Here is an 18,611-nt window from a genome sequence, read left to right as displayed (position 1 = left end):
GGACGCCCCTTGCGTTTGACATCCGACCTCCGACCCCAGACGGAGGCGTTTATGTACAAATTCGTTTTCTTTGTGCCTGACAGTCACCTCGAGCCGGTAAAGCAAGCCGTGTTTGCGGCCGGTGCCGGGTACATTGGCCAGTACGATCAATGCTGCTGGCAGGTGTTGGGGCAGGGGCAGTTTCGGCCCCTTGAAGGCAGCGATCCTTTCAGTGGCAGCCAGGGCAAGTTGAGCCGCGATCCAGAATGGCGCGTTGAGCTTGTGTGCGCTGACGAACACATCAAAGCCGCGAAGCTGGCGCTGCTAAAAGCCCACCCGTTTGAAGAGCCGGCGTATGATATCTGGCGCCTTGCCGATGTCTGAGGCGCTCTGGTCTCATCTATCCAGTCAGTTATTGCCAGCAGCCTTTGGCCGCACCGAGCCGCCTGCACGAGGTGAGGCAGCGGTGCTGGTGGCTATTGATACCACGGCCGGTGAGCCCGAGCTTATTCTTACCCGCCGCGCCCAACATTTACAGCACCACCCAGGCGAAATTGCCTTTGCCGGTGGCATGTGGGAGGCGGAAGATAAAAACCTCGCCCACACGGCGCTGCGTGAAGCCTTCGAAGAAACAGGGCTGGCATCCGATGCGGTACGCCTGCTTGGGCGAATGCCCGCTTTTCAAACTCGCCGTGGTGTCAGAGTGACGCCAGTGGTGGGCTTGGTCTGTGAGCCGGTGCGACTTACCCCAGACCCGGCCGAGCTAGATTTGATTTTTCACGTTCCTTTACGTCAGCTGCAGCCTGAGTGCGCGGTGCGCCATGACACCTTTGCCCGCGGCGCAACCACAGTAACCGTGCCTGTGTTTGAATCTCAGGGACATACCATTTGGGGGCTGACGGCGGCGATAATCGCATATCTGTCATCGCTTATCTGCTAAGCTCAGAATATATACCTGCAAGGGCGTGACTTACGTTATGATCTGGTACATCAATAAGTACAAAAAGGAGAGAGCGGTATGACTCTGGACTGCAATCGCACCATTGTCGATGTATTTACTGAAGCCTGTGAAGAGTTCTCTGACAGCCCCGCATTTACCTGCCTTGGGCACACCCTCACATTCCGCGATGTGGAACGCCTAAGCGGACAATTTGCGGCCTATTTACAGCAGTGTACATCCCTTGAACCTGGCGATCGTATCGCGGTACAGCTTCCCAATGTGTTGCAGTACCCGGTAGTGGTATTCGGGGCAATCCGCGCCGGTATGGTCGTGGTGAACACCAACCCGCTCTATACCGCCTCTGAGCTTAAGCACCAGCTGACCGACTCGGGTGCCAAAGCCTTGGTGGTACTGGCAAATGTGGCCGCTGCCGCTGCCGAGGTTATCGATGAGACGGACGTAAAGCATGTCATTGTCACCGAGCTTGCTGACTTGCACCCGCCGTTAAAGCGGACTCTGGTTAATTTTGTGGTTAAGCATATTAAAAAAATGGTGCCGGATTTTTCGTTTGCCAAATCGGAGCCTTTTACTCAGGTTATTAAGGCTGCAAATCAAGCACCTAACAATTACACTGCTACGCCAGACGATGTGGCGGTTTTGCAATACACCGGTGGCACCACCGGGGTTGCCAAGGGGGCGATGCTCACTCACAAAAACCTGGTAGCGAACATGCTGCAGGTTAACCTGCACATGCAGGACTGCTTTCGCAAAAATCAGGATTTATTCGTCGCACCCCTGCCTCTTTATCACATTTACGCCTACACCATTCATTGCATGTGTGCGTTTTCATTGGGTAATGAAAACCTTCTGATTCCCAACCCAAGGGATATTCCGGGTTTTGTTAAAGAGTTAAAAGGTAAGCCGTTTTCCTGTTTTGTTGGGTTAAATACCTTGTTCAATGCTCTGTGCCGCAACGAAGACTTCCGCAATCTGGATTTTTCACACATGCGCTTATCCTCTTCTGGCGGCATGGCGCTCACTCATGATGCGGCCAAGCGCTGGGAAGAGGTGACCGGCACTCCGGTGTGCGAGGGGTACGGTTTAACCGAAACCTCGCCTGTGGTGTGTATTAATCCGCGCTCGGGAATAAAGCTGGGTACGGTGGGTTTACCCGTGCCGCAAACCGAAGTGAAATCCATCGACGAAGATGGCTCGGATTTGCCAGTAGGCGAGGCCGGTGAGCTGTGTGTTCGTGGCCCTCAAGTAATGAAAGGCTACTGGCACCGAGAGGACGCGACAAAAGAAATACTCACCGATGACGGCTGGTTAAAAACCGGCGATATCGCCGTCATAGACGCAGAAGGTTACGTTAAAATTGTCGATCGGAAAAAAGACATGATCAATGTCTCGGGGTTTAAGGTGTTCCCCAACGAGGTGGAAGATGCCCTGACCGCACATCCGGATATTGTCGAAGCGGCCGTCGTAGGCACTGATGACGAAGAAAGCGGCGAGTTGGTAAAAGCCTTTGTGGTGGTCAGTAACCCCAACCTGAGCGAACAGGATGTGCGAGATTTTGCCCGTCAGTCGCTCACCGCCTATAAAGTGCCCAGCAGCGTTGAGTTTCGTGATGAGTTGCCAAAAACCAATGTGGGCAAAGTGTTGCGACGTAAACTTAAAGAATAATAATTGCAGTAAAGGTGGCGTCATTGGGCCAAACAGCGTTAGTGTTATCCGGCGGTGGCGCCCGCGCCGCTTATCAGGTTGGCGTCTTACAGGCCATTGCCGACATTTTACCTGAAGGTGTTGAAAACCCATTCCCTATTATCTGCGGTACCTCGGCAGGTGCGATTAATGCCATTGCGCTCGCAGCGCATCCGGGCAATTTCCGTCAGGCGGTCCATCATTTATCGGCGCTGTGGTTGCAGCTGTCTGTGGGTCAGGTATACCGACATGGCTGGTGGGATATCGGCAAGAGTCTAAGCCGGCTGGGATTGTCCTTGTTTAACGACGGCATTGGCCGTCACCGCCCCTTGTCCATGCTTGATAATGGCCCCTTGTGGGAGCTGTTAGCGGATAAAATCCAATTCTCCAATATAGAAAAAAACATTCACGCGAAAAAGTTGCGTGCCGTAAGCATTACGGCCATGGGGTACACCTCGGGCCGATCGGTCAGTTTTTTTCAGGGCGATGCCGAACTCACCGGCTGGCGTCGCTTTCGCCGCGAAGGTGTCGCTGCTCCTATTCGTTTAGAGCATTTACTTGCCTCCTCAGCGATTCCCACCATCTTCCCAACGGTGCGCATCAATCGTGAGTATTTTGGTGATGGCGCCTTGCGTCAACTGGCTCCATTAAGCCCGGCGCTTCACTTGGGGGCCGACTCGCTGTTTGTGATTGGTGTGAGTGGCAACCGAAACCCCAAACACTGGGGTAAACGTGTACCAGTGCGCCATTCGCCTTCTATGGCGCAAATAGTTGGTCACTTGTTAAACAGCGCGTTTATTGATGCTTTGGAAAACGACATCGAGCACATGGAGCGTCTTAACCGGCTGCTGAAATTGATCCCACCCGAGCAGCTAGAGGCCGAAGGCATTGGCTTACGGCCTGTACAGAGCCTGGTGGTATCCCCCAGCAAAGCCGTGGACGCTATTGCCGGGCGCAAGGTGCGTTACTTACCCGCGAGTGTGCGTTATTTTTTGCGCGCTACCGGTGCTACTGCCAAAGGTGGCGGTGCCACGGCGGCCAGTTATTTATTGTTTGCCAACCCGTTTATCACCGAGCTGATTGAGCTCGGTTATCAGGACACCATGTGGGAGGCGAGCGCAATAAACCAATTCTTTGCTGAGTCCAGGCTTGATTCACATCAAAAGGCAGAACCTATCGGCGGCGTATAGTTAACCTTCAAGAGGGTTAACTATGATGGCAGATACATCCACGCAGGTTTGCGAACTCAACCAGGCCACGCATAACTGGCGCGATTTAGTGGGGCGATATGATTTATCCGGGCCTCGCTATACGTCTTATCCTACGGCGTTACAGTTTCGCGATGATTTCTCCATAGCACCTTTACTGAATGCGTTGGTGCAAAACCAGCGCCAGCAAAAAGCACTGTCGTTGTATATCCATCTGCCTTTTTGCCAAAGTCTCTGCTACTACTGTGGCTGCAATAAGGTTGTCACTCAAAACCGGCAGCGGGTGGATGTTTACCTGAAGCATGTAGAGCGTGAAATGGCGCTTTACCGCGAACTTCTGGGGGCAGGCCGCGAGGTGCGTCAGCTGCACTGGGGTGGCGGTACGCCAACCTATTTAAGCCACACGCAAATGCAGCGTTTAATGGACATCACGCGGCAGAACTTTAATGTGATAGAGGATGGCCTTAGTGAGCGTGCCGTTGAAGTGCATCCGGGGCAAACATCGCCAGAGACCCTCGATGTTTTAAGCCGCCTGGGTTTTAACCGCTTAAGTATTGGCGTGCAGGATTTCAACCCACAGGTACAGGCGGCGGTTAATCGCTATAACAGTGAGGCAGAGGTTCGTGCTTTGGTGGCGCGTGCGCGAAGCGGTGGTTTTCAATCCATTAATATGGATTTAATTTACGGTTTGCCCCATCAGACTCTGGCAACTTTTGCGCAAACCTTAGACAGCGTTATTGAGTTGCGTCCCAATCGACTCAGCTTGTTCAGCTATGCGCACATGCCCGCAAAAATAAAAAGTCAGCGCTTGATTCACTCGGTAGATTTACCGGCGGCCGAGGCGAAGCTGCAAATATTCAGCTTTGCGATGGAGCGGCTTAAGGCAGTGGGCTACGTTCATATTGGGATGGATCATTTTGCCCTGGCTGACGATGACCTGGTCAGGGCGCAGCGTGAAGGCCGTTTGCAGCGCAACTTCCAGGGTTATGCAACAGGGCGCGATTATGATTTATTGGGTTTGGGCGTGTCTTCAATAAGTTCAGTGGGGAAGGCTTATTGGCAGAACAGTAAATCCATCAAAGAGTATCAGCAGGCGTTGTCAGATTGGACGCTGCCGGTAGAGCGCGGTGTGGCGTTAAACCGCGATGATGAAATACGCCGCTGGATAATCAATGAGCTAATGTGTCATTACCGGTTAAATTTGCAGGCCTTGGCGAAGCGCTTTGCCATTGCACCTGGCGAATATTTTTCGGCTGAGTTGGACGAACTAAGGGCTTTGCAAAGCCAGGGTTTAGTGACACTTAGCGATAGCCATGTTGTGGCAACCGAGGTGGGTAAGCTGCTGATCCGTCGCCTGGCGATGGTTTTTGATGTGTACCTGAAGCGCGATAAGCCTGATGCCCATCGCTATTCAAAAGTTATTTAGGCGGCGCGATTTAAATTTTCCAGTGCCGCAGCTCTAATGCTTCGTCGTCGGCGTATAAGCTCCAGCCGTGATCGTGCCAGTCCCCCAGCACAATCCTTTCGCCAGGGCCTTTGGGTAAATCAAGCGCGTGGCGTGCAGGGCGGTGTGTGTGGCCGTGAATCATTAAAGTGACGTCTTGCTCCTGCATTAATTCTGTCACCGCATCCGGGGTGACATCCATAATGTCTTCGGCCTTTGAGCTGTTCATGGTTTTGCTTTTACTGCGCAGCTCAGCGGCCAGGGCTCTTCTAACAGGAAGCGGCTGCGCGAGAATTTGTGCCTGCCATTGTGTCGAGCGCAGTTGCTGACGCAGTGCCATATACTCGGCGTCTTTTGTGCAAAGGCTGTCACCGTGCAGCAACACGGTGGGGCGGCCGTACAAATTAATCAGAGTGGGGTCGGGCAATAAAGTAAGGCCGGCGCGGCGGGCAAAATCTTCGCCGATTAAAAAATCCCGGTTACCGTGCATCAGCCAAATGGGCGTGCCACTGGCAGCGGTGGCGCTAAGCTGTGCGGCAACCTCTTTGATAAACGGGTCATCGTCATCGTCACCGATCCAGGCATCGAAAAAATCGCCCAATATGTATAGGGCGTCGATGTTTTGAGCGTGCTGCTCAAGAAACCGGTAGAACGCCTGCGCCGCCTCGGGGCGTGAGGCGTGCAGGTGTAGGTCAGAAATAAACTGTGTTGCCATAGGGTTTAAGCAACAGTGACCTTTTCGATAATAACCGCATCAACCGGTACGTCTTGGTGGAAGCCGCGGCTGCCGGTAGGAACGTTTTTGATTTTTTCTACCACGTCCATACCGTTGGTCACTTTACCGAACACGCAGTAACCCCAGCCCTGGGCGTTTTTGCCGCTGTGGTTCAAAAAGTCGTTGTCTTTAACGTTGATAAAGAACTGGGCGGTAGCACTGTGTGGATCGTTGGTGCGAGCCATGGCTACGGTGCCTTGGTCGTTTTTCAGGCCGTTATCCGCTTCGTTCTCGATGGCGGCGCGGGTTTCTTTTTGTTGCATGTTTTCATCCATGCCGCCGCCCTGAATCATAAAGCCGTCGATAACGCGGTGAAAAATGGTGCCATTGTAGAAACCGCTTTCGGCGTATTCTTTAAAGTTGGCGGCGGTGTTGGGGGCATTGTCAAAATCCAGCTCTAGGGCAATATCGCCGTAGTTGGTGTGCAGGGTAATCATGGGCATTCCTCGGTTGTGCTTTGGCAAAAAGGCGTAATGATACGGTCAGGGGGTGAGTTTGGCCACCGCTGCTTTCAGGCCTTCAATTTCTATGGTCAATAAGTGATCAAAAGCCCGCTCTTGGGCCTTGGGGTGTGCGGCCGAGAAGGTATCGGGCCAGTGACCGCAGTAAACCGCGCCTTCAATGCTGCCGGTTTTTATCAACATGGTCAGGCCGTGTACTAACGACCAGGCGCTGAGGGTTGCCACCGAGCTTTGATAGTCACCTGTGGGCAGGTTGTTGTCGCGAAACAACTGCAAAATGGCGTTGCGCAGCAAATCAACGCTATCAATACCCGCTTCAATGCACTCGGATTTTATGCGCTCGCGCTCCGGTGCCCAGGAAAACAGATTGTCGAACAGGTTGGGATTTTCGGCGGCGAAGCTCATATAGGCGTGACCGAGCAGGCGCACTTTTATTTCGCCGCTGCTGTCAGGTTGCGCCTCAAGTGCCCGGGTCAGGTGCTCGGTGAGCAGGCGAAATCCCAGCGTGCGCAAGTCGATCAGCAGGTCGGTTTTGTCGGCAAAATGGCTGTAAACCGCTGTGGCGCTGACGCCCACGGTTTTGGCCAGCGAGCGCAGGCTGAGGTTATCCAGGGTGTCGGTTTTCAGGTAGGCGAGGGCCGCATCGAGCAGCGACTCGCGCAGGTTGCCGTGATGGTAGCGGTTTTTGGTGGGGGCGGGTTGATTGCCCGACCCGGCTTTGGAGGAGTCTTTCGCCATAGCGCCTTCCAGCAAAAAGGGCCAGTTTACCAGATGCGGGTTGCCAGTGGTTTGCTGAACCGGCAGGGGCCCGGCGATCTGCTACAGTCCCCAGCGCAGGGTCACCAGTAAGGTGTCGTTATGCCGATAGGGGTAAATCAGCGCTTGCGGATCATGGCCGTCGTATTCGATGGCAGTGATGCCAATGCTGAACTCATCAGAGACCGCCCAGTCGGCGGACAGCCGGATCAGTGAGCCCTGGTTGCCCGTGATCATCATGGCAAAGGCTTGCAGAGTCAGGCGCTCGTTGTAGAGGTTGTAGCTGGCGCGCGCCGATGCGCCCGGTTGCCAGCGTTTACCGTCTAAGTTCGAGTCCCAGTGGTGAATGTACAGCCAGCTTAGCTCGGCGGTCAGGGTCAGGTTGTTAATGCCGCTGTAGTCGGCGCCGAGCATGCCTCGCCATTGGTCGATGCTGCGCCAGGGGGCCAAAGGGTTGGCCTGGGCGACTTTGGTATTGTGGTGCCAGGCCTGTTCGCTGCGCAGCAGCAGGTTACCGCGCACCGCCTGCAGGCCTAAGCCCGCGACTTGTTGACGCCAGGGCTCGAGAAAAACCTGCGGTTGGGCGCCGGTGTCGTCGATGCCCGTGGGCGCCAGCTCGTAACTGGTTACATCGGCCAGCATCAGTTGGGCGTCCATACCCTGCCAGTGGTGGCGGTAGCGCAGGGCAAAGCCGGGGTTGGAATCCGACTGTCGAATCAGCGCCGGGTCTTGCGTGGGCTCGCCGGTTCGCAGCGCGAGGTAAGGGTCAAACTCGTCGTAGGCGGCGGGTAGTCGGTCCGGCAGTGGCTCAATCAGGGTGACCAGATCCAGGCGGTTTTGCCAGCTGATTCGCACCGAGGCTACCGGCAGGCGCAGCTTTTCCAGATCCTCCTGGCCCGGCCAGCGCTGGTCGCGTCGGGCCAGTACATCGGTGATCTTGAGAGATTCGGCTTCACCCCAGGGCAGGGTTTGATAGCCGGCCTTAAGCCACCAGTCGTCGCCCTCCCAGGAGACAAAGCTGTCCGCTAACTCGAGCCGCCAGCGGCGTTGGTGGATTTGTTCAGCGTTAAACTCGTAAGCGGACCAGACTCCTGCGCGCTCGAGATCTGGCAGCCAGTCGTGTACCAGCGAGCCCGACAGCTGGGCTCGCCATTGCCCCTCGCGCCAGCCGAGTTCACCGAACAGCTGGGTTTCGGTGCGTGTGAGCGCTGCTTGGTCGCGGCTCACTGCCACCGCCGGTGTGTGCCAGCCGTAGCCGGTTTTTTGCTGCAGCCAGGCCCGGTGGCTCCAGGGGCTTTGCAGGTTCAGCCCGCGAGGTGCGCTGGTCGTAACGCTGGAGAAAAAATCCTCTGCCTGTACCGGTACAATCTGGGTGGCCGCCAGAGCAAAAAGAGTGATACCAAGCGGCTTCATTGAATACCACGCTGCATGCTCTGGGTGGTAAACAGGGCTTCGTTGGTGTGTTCGTTGTACACCGTATTGCTGAATTGAAAGACACTGGCGTGTTCTTTTTCTCCTCCGCGCACGCTCACCATTTGCAAACGCATGGGCGTCCAGATGTCGTCGATCAGCTCCAGCTGTGTCGCGCTGAAGTATTTCATGCGCCCGCCGCGCTCGAGCCAGATTTTTCCCTGTACCTGAACAAAGTTGTCTTTGCGTATCCACAGGTGGGATTTTTTATAGCCGGTTTCGCTGGAGACTTTGTCGGCGAATTCGGTTTTGGGGGTGGACTCAATCAGCCAGGTGTCGGCGCCGTCCACGTTGGCATTGTCATCGAGCAGTTCGTAGTGGTACCAGTCGGTGTTGACGCCGTTAATGTCCGAGTAGGTAAAGTCGCTGCCCATAAACGAGCCTGACCGATCACCAGCGGCTACGCGGCGCACTTGTTTGAGCGCGGGCAGATAGAGCCAGGAGTCATCGTCGCGACCGTCTTCGTAGTCGTAGTTCATGTAGGTGGTGCCGGCCACATCTGTGGGCGACAGAAAAAAGGAAATGGATTTTTCCACTTCGTCGTTTTCCAGGGTGTAGAGACGAATATCGCGCACTCGCTCGCGGCCTTTGCGGTCAATCAGTATCAGTTGTGCGTCTGAGCGCGAAGAATCGCCTGTGTAGCGGGTGTCCATTTTCTCGACGATGTCCCGCGCCGTTAAAGTTTCAGCGTTCATCGGCGCGCTAAACGCCGCGAAAATCAATGCAGTAATGATCAGCGATTTCATGATGACAACTCCTCGGTGAGTGGTTTGTGAACGGCAAGGGGGGCTGTGCCTTTACCGTCAATCCAGAACAGCAGCGCGGGTAAAAAGAGCAGGTCGCCCAGCAGGGCCAGCGCCATAATGGTGGCGGCGAACAGGCCGGTGTAAATGTAGGGAATAAACGAGCCCAGCAGCATGACGCTAAAACCGCTAACCAGAACAATGGAGGTGAATATCACCGCGCGGCCCGACTCGTTCATGGCGCGAACGACGGCCTGGTCGGTGGTGTACCCGGCGCGCTTGGCGCTGAGGTAGCGGTTCATTACGTGAATGGCGTCATCCACGGCAATGCCCATGGTCATGGCGCCAACGATCATGGTGCCGAGGTTGAGCGGAATGCCCAACACCACCAGCAGGGCACCGGTGATGAGTATGGGCACGACGCTCGGTATCAGCGCAATCAGCCCGTATTTGACCGAGCGAAACAGCAGGATAAAGCTCAGGCCAATAATGCCGAGAGCAATGGCAAAAGAACGGGACATGCCGTTGTTAATGTAAATATCCTGAGCGTTGTACATCGCCAGTGAGCCGGTCAGCTGCACTGCCAACTGAGGGTGCTGCTGGCGCAGATGTTGTTCAATGGTATCGAGCAGCTGGCGCGTGTCGCTCGCCGCCATATTGGTGACCGGCACGGCCAGGCGCACATAGCGCTCGTAAAAATCCTTGACGTCGGTGAGGTCTTCCTCGGGGCCGGTGTTGTCGTAGAGTAAAAGAAACTGCGCGGCCATCTGCCGGTCTTCGGGCAGTTGGTACCACTGGCGCTCATCGTAGTGCAGGGCCTGATTAATCTCTTTGTGAAAGTCCACCAGTGAGTTAACGGCGCCGGTTTGCGGCAGCGCTTCGAGCCACTGCTGTAATTGATCCACCTCGCGTAAAAAGGCCGGGTCGTGAATGCCGCCTTCGTTGCCGCTGTCGATCATGACATCAATATTCTGCAGGCCGTTGTACTGACGATCGAAATACTCCAGATCCTGCCGCGTCGGGTTATCGGCTTTGAAATAGGTAATGAAATTAGAGTCGATTTCAAGCCGCGGCACCAGCACCAGACTGATGGCCAGCAGCGCCGCGCCGCCGAGCAGCAGAGGCTTTTGGTAACGACGCGTAAGCTCTGGCAGCCGCTGGGTCAGCCGCCCAATCAAGCCGCTGCTGACCGCTTGCTGTGTGCGCGCTGAAAAAGGCTTAATAAAACTCAGCACCGCTGGCAGGAGCGTCAGGGCCACGGTAAAAAGTGTCATTGCGCCAATGGCACCCAGCCAGGCAAACTGCTTGACCGGCAGCAGCTCGGTGACTCCTAGCGCGAGAAAACCGGCGGCGGTGGTCAGCGCGGTGTAAAAAGCCGGAACCCATAAGTGGGTGACGGTTTTTTCCGCCGCCGCCTGCGGCTCAAGCCCCTCGGCCCGGGCGTGGTAAAACTCCACCAGTACGTGTATAGAAATGCCGATGCCGATAATAATCAAGGCCGGCACCAGCGCCGACTCCACCACGGAATGGGGCCAAACCATGACGCCCTGAATGCCCGTGACGTACAGGATACTGGTGCCAATAACGAGCCAGGGCAGCAGCATGGCGGTCAGTGAGCGAAAGCTGAAAAACAAAATCACAATCATCACCACGGCCATGGTGGGATTGATCCAGCTCTGGTCGCGTTTAGTGAGTACCTCAAACTGCTCGTCAAACACCGGCTGGCCACTAAGACGCAAGTCAAAGCCGCGCTCGGCGTATTGCGCCTGTTCAAGGTGTTGGCGCAGCTGCGCCATCAGTGCCATTTTGTTTTCGTTGCTACCTACCTGATAGCGCAGGCGCGCGACCACCCGCGTGTGCTGTAAATCCTCGGTGACCAGACTGCCGAGTGCCATCGGTTGCTCGCGAATGATCTCTCGGGCAGCGGCCCGGCTGGCTGGGTCGCTAATATCCTCAAGCAGATCGTCGGTGGCCATCATGGCGCCTTCGGAGTGGGTGTACTCGTACTTGCTTAACGAGCGCACCTGAGTCACTTGAGGCTGCTCCTCAAAAAAGCGCGTTAACTCGTCGATGACGGCCAGGCTGGATTCGGAAAAAACGTCTTGCCCTACAGGCGCAACAACCCCTACAGAGAGGTATTCAATGTCACCAAAGCGCTCCAGTAGCTGGTTGAACGCTTTGAGGTTGGGGTCGCCTTTGACAAAAAAGCGTTCGTTGGCATTGTCGTAATACAAATTGCCCATGGGGATGATGGACGCGCCCAGCGCGGCGAGGGCCAGAGCCATCACAAGCCAGCGGCCCCTGACCACGGCAGTGGCCCAGAGTTGAGTAAAACGGCGCACGTCGTGTACCTCCTTTTCCTTGTGGCGACCACGATGGTGATCGCTTAACGGTGTAAAGTTATCACTGTTAAGTTAACGGTGTAAAGTTGTTTTGGATGATTTTTTTGTGACGCAGCGGTCGTGCTAGCGGGCGAGTCTGTGTAGACTTCGGCGAAACGGATGAGCGCAAGCGTGCGGCTTGTCGTTGCGGTTAGATCAAGTAATAGGGGTTAAAAAGCGTGGTAAAGCGCGGAAGATTTATCACCATCGAGGGCACTGAGGGTGTCGGTAAAAGCACCAACTTGGTGTTTGTGCAGCGTTGGATAGAAGCGGCAGGGCATAAAGTGACGGTTACCCGCGAGCCGGGGGGGACCCCTTTGGCAGAGCAGGTGCGTGAGCTTTTGCTCGCCAAGCGCGATGAGTCCGTTGACCCTACGGCGGAATTGCTGCTGGTGTTTGCGGCCCGTGCTCAGCACCTTAACCGCGTTATCAAGCCCGCGTTGGCGCGCGGCGAGTGGGTCTTGTGCGACCGCTTTACCGATGCCACTTTTGCTTATCAGGGCAGCGGCCGGGGACTGGACACGCAGCTGATCGCCAACCTTGAGCAGCAGGTACAAGGCGATGTGCGTCCGGATTTAACCCTCGTGCTGGATATTGAGCCTGAAGTGGGCCTTGCCCGTGCCAGTGCACGGGCGGAGCTGGATCGTTTTGAGCAGGAGAGCCTGGCGTTTTTTCAGCGGGTACGCCAAGGGTATCGCCAGCGGATCAAGGCCGCGCCCGAACGTTATGCTTTAATTGATGCAGGGCAAACGTTGGACGCGGTGCAGGGGGATATTGAGCGTGTACTAGCGTCTATGCTGTAAACGCATTAAAAACGAAAGCCTAGTTGTAGGGATGTGCCGAAAGTGTTTTTATCTCCTGCGGTCAACGCCCAGTCGAAGTTAACCACATCGAAAGGTGCCAGGCCCAACCCCAGGCTGAAGGTATCTTCGAGTGAGCTTTTGATATCGGTTTTATAGCCTAACCGCAAGCGTGCCCAGGTATGGCTGCCAAATTCAACACCCACTCGAGCGATCTGAGTGTCATCAATCAAGGCGTAATTCTTCGCACTGTTAAGCTCGACAGATGCATCCAGGTTGACCCAGTTCAGTGAGTAACCTACGGAGGCAATCGCTTGAGGTTTGATTGATAGTTTTTCGCCCAGCGCGACGCTTTCAACTTCTTGTTCGAGCAAGTTATTAACTACCATGGCGTAGCGTAGATTGCCGTTAATATAGGTTACCCCGGCGTCCACATTGAAAAAGGTCTCGCTGATACTTTGTTCGTCTTCGTCGATATTGTCTTCATCGAAATCCCCAATGCTATCTATGTAGAAAAAGGTTTCTGCTTCGACCTGTTTAGGCGTAACGCCCCATAACCATTGACCAGTTTCGGTAATATTAATTTCTTTGGCCAGAGCGACGCCGACCTCGGTAATGACAGAGCCGCGAATGGCTACTTCGGAGTTCAGGTCGGAGGAGTCAAACTCATTGCCGGCGCTTGTGGCCAGGGTGTCAAAATCGCTTTCGTCAATGAGTGGAACGATGCTGGCGTTTACATTCGCACGGGTAAAAACAGTGGCGGCGAGGGTGTTGTTGGGTATCGCAAAGGCGAGGCTGGCCCCGCCGCTAACATAGGCGTTAGCGCCTGAAATATCATCCAGCAGCTGGATCATTTCATAAGCGTCATCTTCGTATAAGGGTTTGTTGTATTCGTACTCATCCAGAAGGTCGACTAAATCACTGCCGTTGTCGATAAGCTCGTCGGGGTCTGTAGCAAAGACGCCAAAGTTGAAATGAAAAGCAAAGTCATCGTCGTCTTTAAAATTTGCCGCAAGGCTCGGGTTAAGTTGAGCGCCGTCAATAAAATCGCCTGTGCTATAGGCACTTCCCGCTCTGCCCTCGGTGCGGGCATTATTGTCCGAGGCGTAAGCTCCCGTTGCGCCACTGGCGATTAATAGTGCAATCAGTTTATTTTTCATTCGCAGTACTCCATTTTGTGATGCAGTTCAAAAAAGAGTGCGATGCTACGGTAAAGTGGAGTGGCAGGGAATAGTGAATGTTAGGGGTTAAAACTTAGAAATGCATTCTACTGACACCGGTTTTTGGTGTGTTGGGTGGGTGAACTCAATCCATTGCGCGTGCAGTAACAGACGCTCAGACGCGGCGGCTATGGTATCGGGGGCGTAAAGCGTATCGCCCACAATGGGATGGCCCAACGACAACATATGTACCCGCAATTGGTGGGAGCGCCCGGTGACTGGGGTTAACTCTACTCGGGTGGTTTGCTGCTCGGTGTCGCGCTGCAGCGCCCGGTAGCGGGTGAGGGCGTGTTTGCCATTCTCATGGTCTACCATTTGTCGCGGCCTGTTGGGCCAGTCGCAAATCAGCGGTAGCTCAATTTCGCCATTGTCTTGTTCGAGCAGCCCCGCAACTACCGCAACGTATTGTTTACTGACCTGGCGGGTTTCAAACTGGCGGCCGATGTGTTTTAGCGCCTCATAACTTTGCGGCACAATTACAAGACCCGAAGTGGGCTGATCCAGGCGGTGAACGATGCGGCTATTGGGGTGACTGACCAGCAGGCGATTGATTAAACAATCCTGTTTGTCTGGGCCGCGACCGGGTACCGTCAATAAACCTGATGGTTTATTAACCACTAACAGGTGTTCGTCCTGCCAGAGAATATCTACCGCCTGCATAAAATTGCCCCGTTACAAAAATTAAAGCCGCGCATTATCGCAAAAGCGGTGGTGCCTTGGTAAGCTGCTTACAAAATGATGTAGATTGATTTCATGATGGATGTTCCCGCTTTGCCATATCCATGGCAGCAAAATATCTGGCGCAGCTTTTACCAGCAACTGCAGGATGATCGTTTGCCCCACGCCATTATGCTGGCCGGCCCTGCCGGGCTGGGCAAAAGGCATTTGGCCCGTGTGTTGGCGCAGTTTCTGTTGTGTAGTTCGCCGCGTGCGGAGTCCGCTTGCGGGCAGTGCAAATCTTGCGAGTTAAATCGCGCCGGTACTCACCCGGATTTTGTCGTGGTTGAGCCAGAAGAGGCCGGTAAAGCCATTCGCGTAGACGATGTGCGCCGACTTGCAGAAACACAAGGAAAAACGGCGCAGCAGTCCGGCTATAAAGTGGTTATTTTGCAACCGGCCGAGGCCATGAATATTAATGCTGCTAATGCGCTGTTGAAAACTCTGGAAGAGCCAGCCGCACGGACCTTGTTATTGCTGGTCAGCGATTCGCCCAGTGAGGTTTTACCCACTATTCGCAGCCGTTGCCAAATTCGTACTCTGGCCATTCCTCCTGCCGAGCAAAGCCTGCACTGGCTCACACCGCTGGTGTCCGGCACCGATTACAATGCCAAAGAGTTGTTGGATATCGCCCGAGGCGCGCCTTTGGCGGCGCGAAATTTAATGCAGGGTGATGAACTGGACACTCGTAGGCAGTGGCAGGATGACTTGCTGCAATTAAGCCTGGGTCAAACCGACGCCATTGCCTTAGCGGCAAAGTGGCAAGGGGGGGATGCAGCCGCCTCGGTGAATTGGCTGATTGGCTGGCTGCACGATTTGGCCCGCTGGCAATTGGGAGTGCCTGTGGCACCCATGCAGCAATTGGACGCTGGTGCGGCCGAAGTACTAAAGGCCGTGCAGCCAAACCTGTTGCATCGGTACCAAGAAAAGTTGTTAGATTGTAAAAAACGCCTGGCCAGTGGTGCCAACCCGAATAAACAGTTGTTGCTTGAAGAAATCCTGCTGGATTGGGGTGTTCTGATAAAGCGCCGAGCCTAACCGGAATGAGTCATGATGTATTCTTTAACCCGCGCCGTTATTAAATATTTTTCAGTGTTAGTGTTGCTTGTCGGTGCTGCCCATGCCGAGCAGAGTGATGACGATGCGGCTTTTTACCAGTGGTTAGACGAGCTAAAAAGTGAGGCTTTGGCTAAGGGCATCAGCCAGGCTACGGTCGATCAGGCGTTTTCGGAGATTACCCCCCCTGTTAAGCGTGTGATCAAACAAGACCGCTCGCAAGCTGAGGTGGTAGAAACCTACGATATGTATCTGGGTCGGCGCTTAAGCGACTGGAAAAAAGAATCCGGTCGCAAGCTGATGCGAGAACACCAGGACGTTTTACAGCAGGTGGCCGAGCGTTACGGGGTGCAGCCGCGTTTTATTGTGGCGATCTGGGGTATGGAAACCAACTACGGCACGTTTAAGTTGAAAGAGTCGATGTTTAATGTGCTGGCAACGCTGGCCTACGATAAACGCCGCGGCGCTTACTTTCGTAAGCAGTTTCTCTCGGCTCTGGACATGATGGACACCGGCTTCCCCACCTACGACCTGATGAAAAGCTCTTGGGCCGGGGCCATGGGGCAACCGCAGTTTATGCCCGACAGCTACCTGGCCTACGCGCAAGATTTTGACGGCGACGGCAAAAAAGACATCTGGGATAACGAAGCGGATGTGTTTGCTTCTATCGCCCACTATTTCCAAGTACGTGGTTGGCGCGCTGACCAAACCTGGGGGCGTGCGGTTCAATTACCTGACGGCGGTGAGCAAAACTTGCCCGCTGAACAAAGCGAAGGCTTGACCCCGGATGCGGACTGCAAGCGCTTCAAGAGTCTGGGGGTGTGGCGTGATTTGCGCGACTGGCAAAAGCTGGGCGTGCGCCGCGCCGATGGCTCGGACTTACCGGATGTATCCATTCCGGCGGCTTTAGTACTGGCGGATAAAGGCGACAACCAGGCGTATATTGTCTATCGCAACTTTTGCACCATCATGAGTTACAACCCGGCGTTTAAGTATGCGCTTTCCATTGGTTTGCTCTCTGACGCGGTCAAGCCCTGATCGCTGGACACTATAACGCTTATCCATTACTGTTAACGGCCACATTCACATCGGATTGACACCTATGCAAGCACTTGGCGGCGCCCGTAACGGCATACTTTCGCTGACCATTAAGGACAAGGCGGTGCTCTATGCCGCGTACATGCCCTTTGTGCAAAACGGCGGTTTGTTTATCCCCACCGGCAAGCCCTATAAGCTGGGGGATGAAGTGTTTATGCTGCTCAATCTGATGGATGAACCAGAGAAAATTCCGGTGGCGGGTAAAGTGGTGTGGGTAACCCCTAAGGGGGCCCAGGGCAACCGTGCTGCCGGTATCGGCGTACAGTTTACCGATGAAGACAACACTGCTGTCACCAAAATTGAAAACTATCTGGCCGGGTCGCTGGAGTCGGATCGCCCGACTCACACCATGTAACCGGCCGCCACTCTCACGCACCAACCTAATGGCAAGATTATGCTAGTGGATTCCCATTGCCATCTCGATCGTCTCAAACTTGAGCCCTACGATGGCAAACTTCAGGGCGCCTTAGACGCTGCCCACGAGCGCGGCATTGGACAGATGCTGTGCATCAGTATCAGTCTGGATAATGTTGAAACGGTATTGGATATCGCCCAACAAAACCCCACCGTGCTGGCATCGGTGGGTGTGCACCCTTGCGATGTCAGTGCCGGCACCGCTACCCGAGACCAACTTACAGCCTGGGCAAAGCGCGATAAAGTGGTCGCCATTGGCGAAACGGGTTTGGACTATTACCACGAAACCGACTCGGTAGAGGAGCAAAAGCAAAGCTTTGCCTTACACCTTGAGGTAGCGGGGCAGGAGGGTTTGCCCGTGGTGGTGCACACTCGCGAGGCGCGGCAGGATACCCTGGATTTAATCAAGGCCCATGGCAACCCCGAACATGCCGGTGTGCTGCATTGCTTTACCGAGAGCTGGGAAATGGCTCAGGCGGCGATGGATATGAATTACTACATTTCGCTGTCCGGCATTGTCACTTTTAAAAATGCCAAAGAGCTGCAAGACGTTGCTCGCAAAATGCCGTTGGATAGACTGTTGGTGGAAACCGATTCACCCTACTTAGCACCCGTGCCCTATCGCGGTAAACCCAACGAGCCTAAAAACGTGTATGAAGTTGCGCAGTTTATTGCCGATTTGAAAGGCATCAGCTTTGATGAATTAGCGGCAATCACCACCGAGAATTTCTACCGCTTATTCTCCCGCGCGCAACAGCATCGCCCCCAATAAATTTTAATACCGATCGAGGATCGCCCCGTGTCATTGGAAACCATCAAGCAACAAACCCGCACCATGCTGCAATTGCAGGACGACATGAACAGTAAAGTGCATCCCCAGTGGCGTGAGCAGGGCAACGCCTGGTACCGGGCTATTTGGATTGAATGCGGCGAGTTGATGGACCACTACGGCTGGAAATGGTGGAAGCACCAAAGCCCCGATACCGAGCAAGTGGCCTTGGAATTAGTGGATATTTGGCATTTTGGTTTGAGTATTTTGCTCGAATCTGGCGCCAGCGCGGACGATATCGCCGAGCAAGTGGCCAGCACCTTAACCATCGCCACCGATGAAGCGGACTTTCGTGTGGATGTTGAAGCGTTCACCGCCGCTACTTTGGCCGACAAGCAATTCCATTTGCAGTTGTTCGGCCGTTTAATGGCGGGCGTGGATATGAGTTATGCTGAATTGTACCGCCGATATGTAGGCAAAAACGTACTTAATTTTTTCCGTCAGGATAACGGCTATAAAGATGGCAGCTACCGCAAACAGTGGTTTGACGGGCGCGAAGATAATGAGCACTTGGTTGAAGTGGTAGACACATTGGATGCTGCTGCAGAGGGTTTTTCCCAGGCGGTGTATCAGGCGCTTGCGCAGCGGTACGCCAAGTAAATTCGAGCGCTGTAAGAAC

At 54.5% G+C, this 18,611-nt stretch carries 19 protein-coding genes; 11 read left to right on the top strand and 8 right to left on the bottom strand.

From position 1 onward, the window contains the following. Positions 1-51 precede the first annotated feature (51 nt). The 5 genes from D568_RS0115810 (at position 52) to hemN (ending at position 5,254) form a co-directional block, all read left to right on the top strand. A complete protein-coding gene (locus D568_RS0115810; protein ID WP_020210579.1) occupies positions 52-363 on the top strand; it encodes a YqfO family protein in 312 nt (103 codons plus the stop codon). Next, positions 335-919 (top strand): NUDIX hydrolase, encoded by a 585-nt coding sequence (locus D568_RS20410; protein ID WP_083915381.1) that lies wholly within the window; start codon positions 335-337, stop codon positions 917-919. Before D568_RS0115810 ends, D568_RS20410 begins: the two co-directional genes overlap by 29 nt. Positions 920-997: 78 nt before the next feature. Further along, positions 998-2,602: a long-chain-fatty-acid--CoA ligase gene (locus tag D568_RS0115800; RefSeq protein WP_020210577.1), complete on the top strand. Its 1,605-nt coding sequence runs from the start codon at positions 998-1,000 to the stop codon at positions 2,600-2,602. Between the two features lie 23 nt (positions 2,603-2,625). After that, positions 2,626-3,810 (top strand): patatin-like phospholipase family protein, encoded by a 1,185-nt coding sequence (locus tag D568_RS0115795; protein ID WP_020210576.1) that lies wholly within the window; start codon positions 2,626-2,628, stop codon positions 3,808-3,810. 22 nt (positions 3,811-3,832) lie between these two features. After that, a complete protein-coding gene (gene hemN, locus D568_RS0115790) occupies positions 3,833-5,254 on the top strand; it encodes an oxygen-independent coproporphyrinogen III oxidase (protein ID WP_020210575.1) in 1,422 nt (473 codons plus the stop codon). 10 nt (positions 5,255-5,264) lie between these two features. Here the strand turns inward: hemN and D568_RS0115785 are convergent, their stop codons facing one another. The 6 genes from D568_RS0115785 to D568_RS0115760 all read right to left on the bottom strand — a co-directional run bounded on the left by D568_RS0115785 (position 5,265) and on the right by D568_RS0115760 (position 11,819). Next, on the bottom strand, positions 5,265-5,987 hold the full coding sequence (locus tag D568_RS0115785) for a UDP-2,3-diacylglucosamine diphosphatase (RefSeq protein ID WP_020210574.1): 723 nt from the start codon (positions 5,985-5,987) through the stop codon (positions 5,265-5,267). A 5-nt stretch (positions 5,988-5,992) separates the two neighbouring features. Next, positions 5,993-6,484, bottom strand: coding sequence for a peptidylprolyl isomerase (locus D568_RS0115780; RefSeq protein WP_020210573.1), 492 nt, complete (start codon positions 6,482-6,484; stop codon positions 5,993-5,995). Between the two features lie 45 nt (positions 6,485-6,529). Further along, positions 6,530-7,246, bottom strand: coding sequence for a TetR/AcrR family transcriptional regulator (locus tag D568_RS21215; RefSeq protein ID WP_020210572.1), 717 nt, complete (start codon positions 7,244-7,246; stop codon positions 6,530-6,532). Between the two features lie 81 nt (positions 7,247-7,327). Next, positions 7,328-8,677: a DUF1302 family protein gene (locus D568_RS0115770; RefSeq protein WP_020210571.1), complete on the bottom strand. Its 1,350-nt coding sequence runs from the start codon at positions 8,675-8,677 to the stop codon at positions 7,328-7,330. Beyond that, entirely contained in the window at positions 8,674-9,480 is an 807-nt protein-coding gene (locus tag D568_RS0115765; protein ID WP_020210570.1) for an outer membrane lipoprotein-sorting protein, read from the bottom strand. The genes D568_RS0115770 and D568_RS0115765 overlap by 4 nt, the downstream gene beginning before the upstream one ends. Continuing rightward, positions 9,477-11,819: an efflux RND transporter permease subunit gene (locus tag D568_RS0115760; protein WP_020210569.1), complete on the bottom strand. Its 2,343-nt coding sequence runs from the start codon at positions 11,817-11,819 to the stop codon at positions 9,477-9,479. Before D568_RS0115760 ends, D568_RS0115765 begins: the two co-directional genes overlap by 4 nt. A gap of 218 nt (positions 11,820-12,037) precedes the next feature. Here D568_RS0115760 and tmk point away from each other — a divergent pair, with 218 nt between their 5' ends. After that, positions 12,038-12,661, top strand: coding sequence for a dTMP kinase (gene tmk, locus D568_RS0115755; RefSeq protein ID WP_020210568.1), 624 nt, complete (start codon positions 12,038-12,040; stop codon positions 12,659-12,661). A 5-nt stretch (positions 12,662-12,666) separates the two neighbouring features. Here the strand turns inward: tmk and traF are convergent, their stop codons facing one another. Together traF and D568_RS0115745 are read right to left on the bottom strand one after the other, a co-directional pair. Beyond that, a complete protein-coding gene (traF, locus tag D568_RS0115750) occupies positions 12,667-13,818 on the bottom strand; it encodes a conjugal transfer protein TraF (protein WP_020210567.1) in 1,152 nt (383 codons plus the stop codon). A gap of 87 nt (positions 13,819-13,905) precedes the next feature. Then, positions 13,906-14,538 carry an RluA family pseudouridine synthase gene (locus D568_RS0115745; protein WP_020210566.1) on the bottom strand — a complete coding sequence of 211 codons (633 nt, stop codon included), beginning with the start codon at positions 14,536-14,538 and terminating at the stop codon, positions 13,906-13,908. 93 nt (positions 14,539-14,631) lie between these two features. On the opposite strand from D568_RS0115745, the gene D568_RS0115740 reads away from it, so the two are divergent. The 5 genes from D568_RS0115740 to D568_RS0115720 all read left to right on the top strand — a co-directional run bounded on the left by D568_RS0115740 (position 14,632) and on the right by D568_RS0115720 (position 18,592). Then, positions 14,632-15,633, top strand: a complete 1,002-nt coding sequence (locus tag D568_RS0115740) for a DNA polymerase III subunit delta' (RefSeq protein WP_020210565.1) — start codon at positions 14,632-14,634, stop codon at positions 15,631-15,633. A gap of 12 nt (positions 15,634-15,645) precedes the next feature. Next, positions 15,646-16,689 (top strand): lytic murein transglycosylase, encoded by a 1,044-nt coding sequence (locus D568_RS0115735; protein WP_020210564.1) that lies wholly within the window; start codon positions 15,646-15,648, stop codon positions 16,687-16,689. Between the two features lie 64 nt (positions 16,690-16,753). Continuing rightward, positions 16,754-17,104 (top strand): PilZ domain-containing protein, encoded by a 351-nt coding sequence (locus D568_RS0115730; protein ID WP_020210563.1) that lies wholly within the window; start codon positions 16,754-16,756, stop codon positions 17,102-17,104. Between the two features lie 39 nt (positions 17,105-17,143). Beyond that, positions 17,144-17,935, top strand: a complete 792-nt coding sequence (locus tag D568_RS0115725; protein WP_020210562.1) for a TatD family hydrolase — start codon at positions 17,144-17,146, stop codon at positions 17,933-17,935. A 42-nt stretch (positions 17,936-17,977) separates the two neighbouring features. Next, positions 17,978-18,592 carry a dUTP diphosphatase gene (locus D568_RS0115720; protein WP_026287091.1) on the top strand — a complete coding sequence of 205 codons (615 nt, stop codon included), beginning with the start codon at positions 17,978-17,980 and terminating at the stop codon, positions 18,590-18,592. Positions 18,593-18,611 lie beyond the last annotated feature (19 nt).

Origin of the sequence: Gilvimarinus chinensis DSM 19667 (assembly GCF_000377745.1) — a bacterium.
Lineage (GTDB): Bacteria > Pseudomonadota > Gammaproteobacteria > Pseudomonadales > Cellvibrionaceae > Gilvimarinus > Gilvimarinus chinensis.
This window is presented reverse-complemented; position numbering and strand designations above follow the sequence as displayed.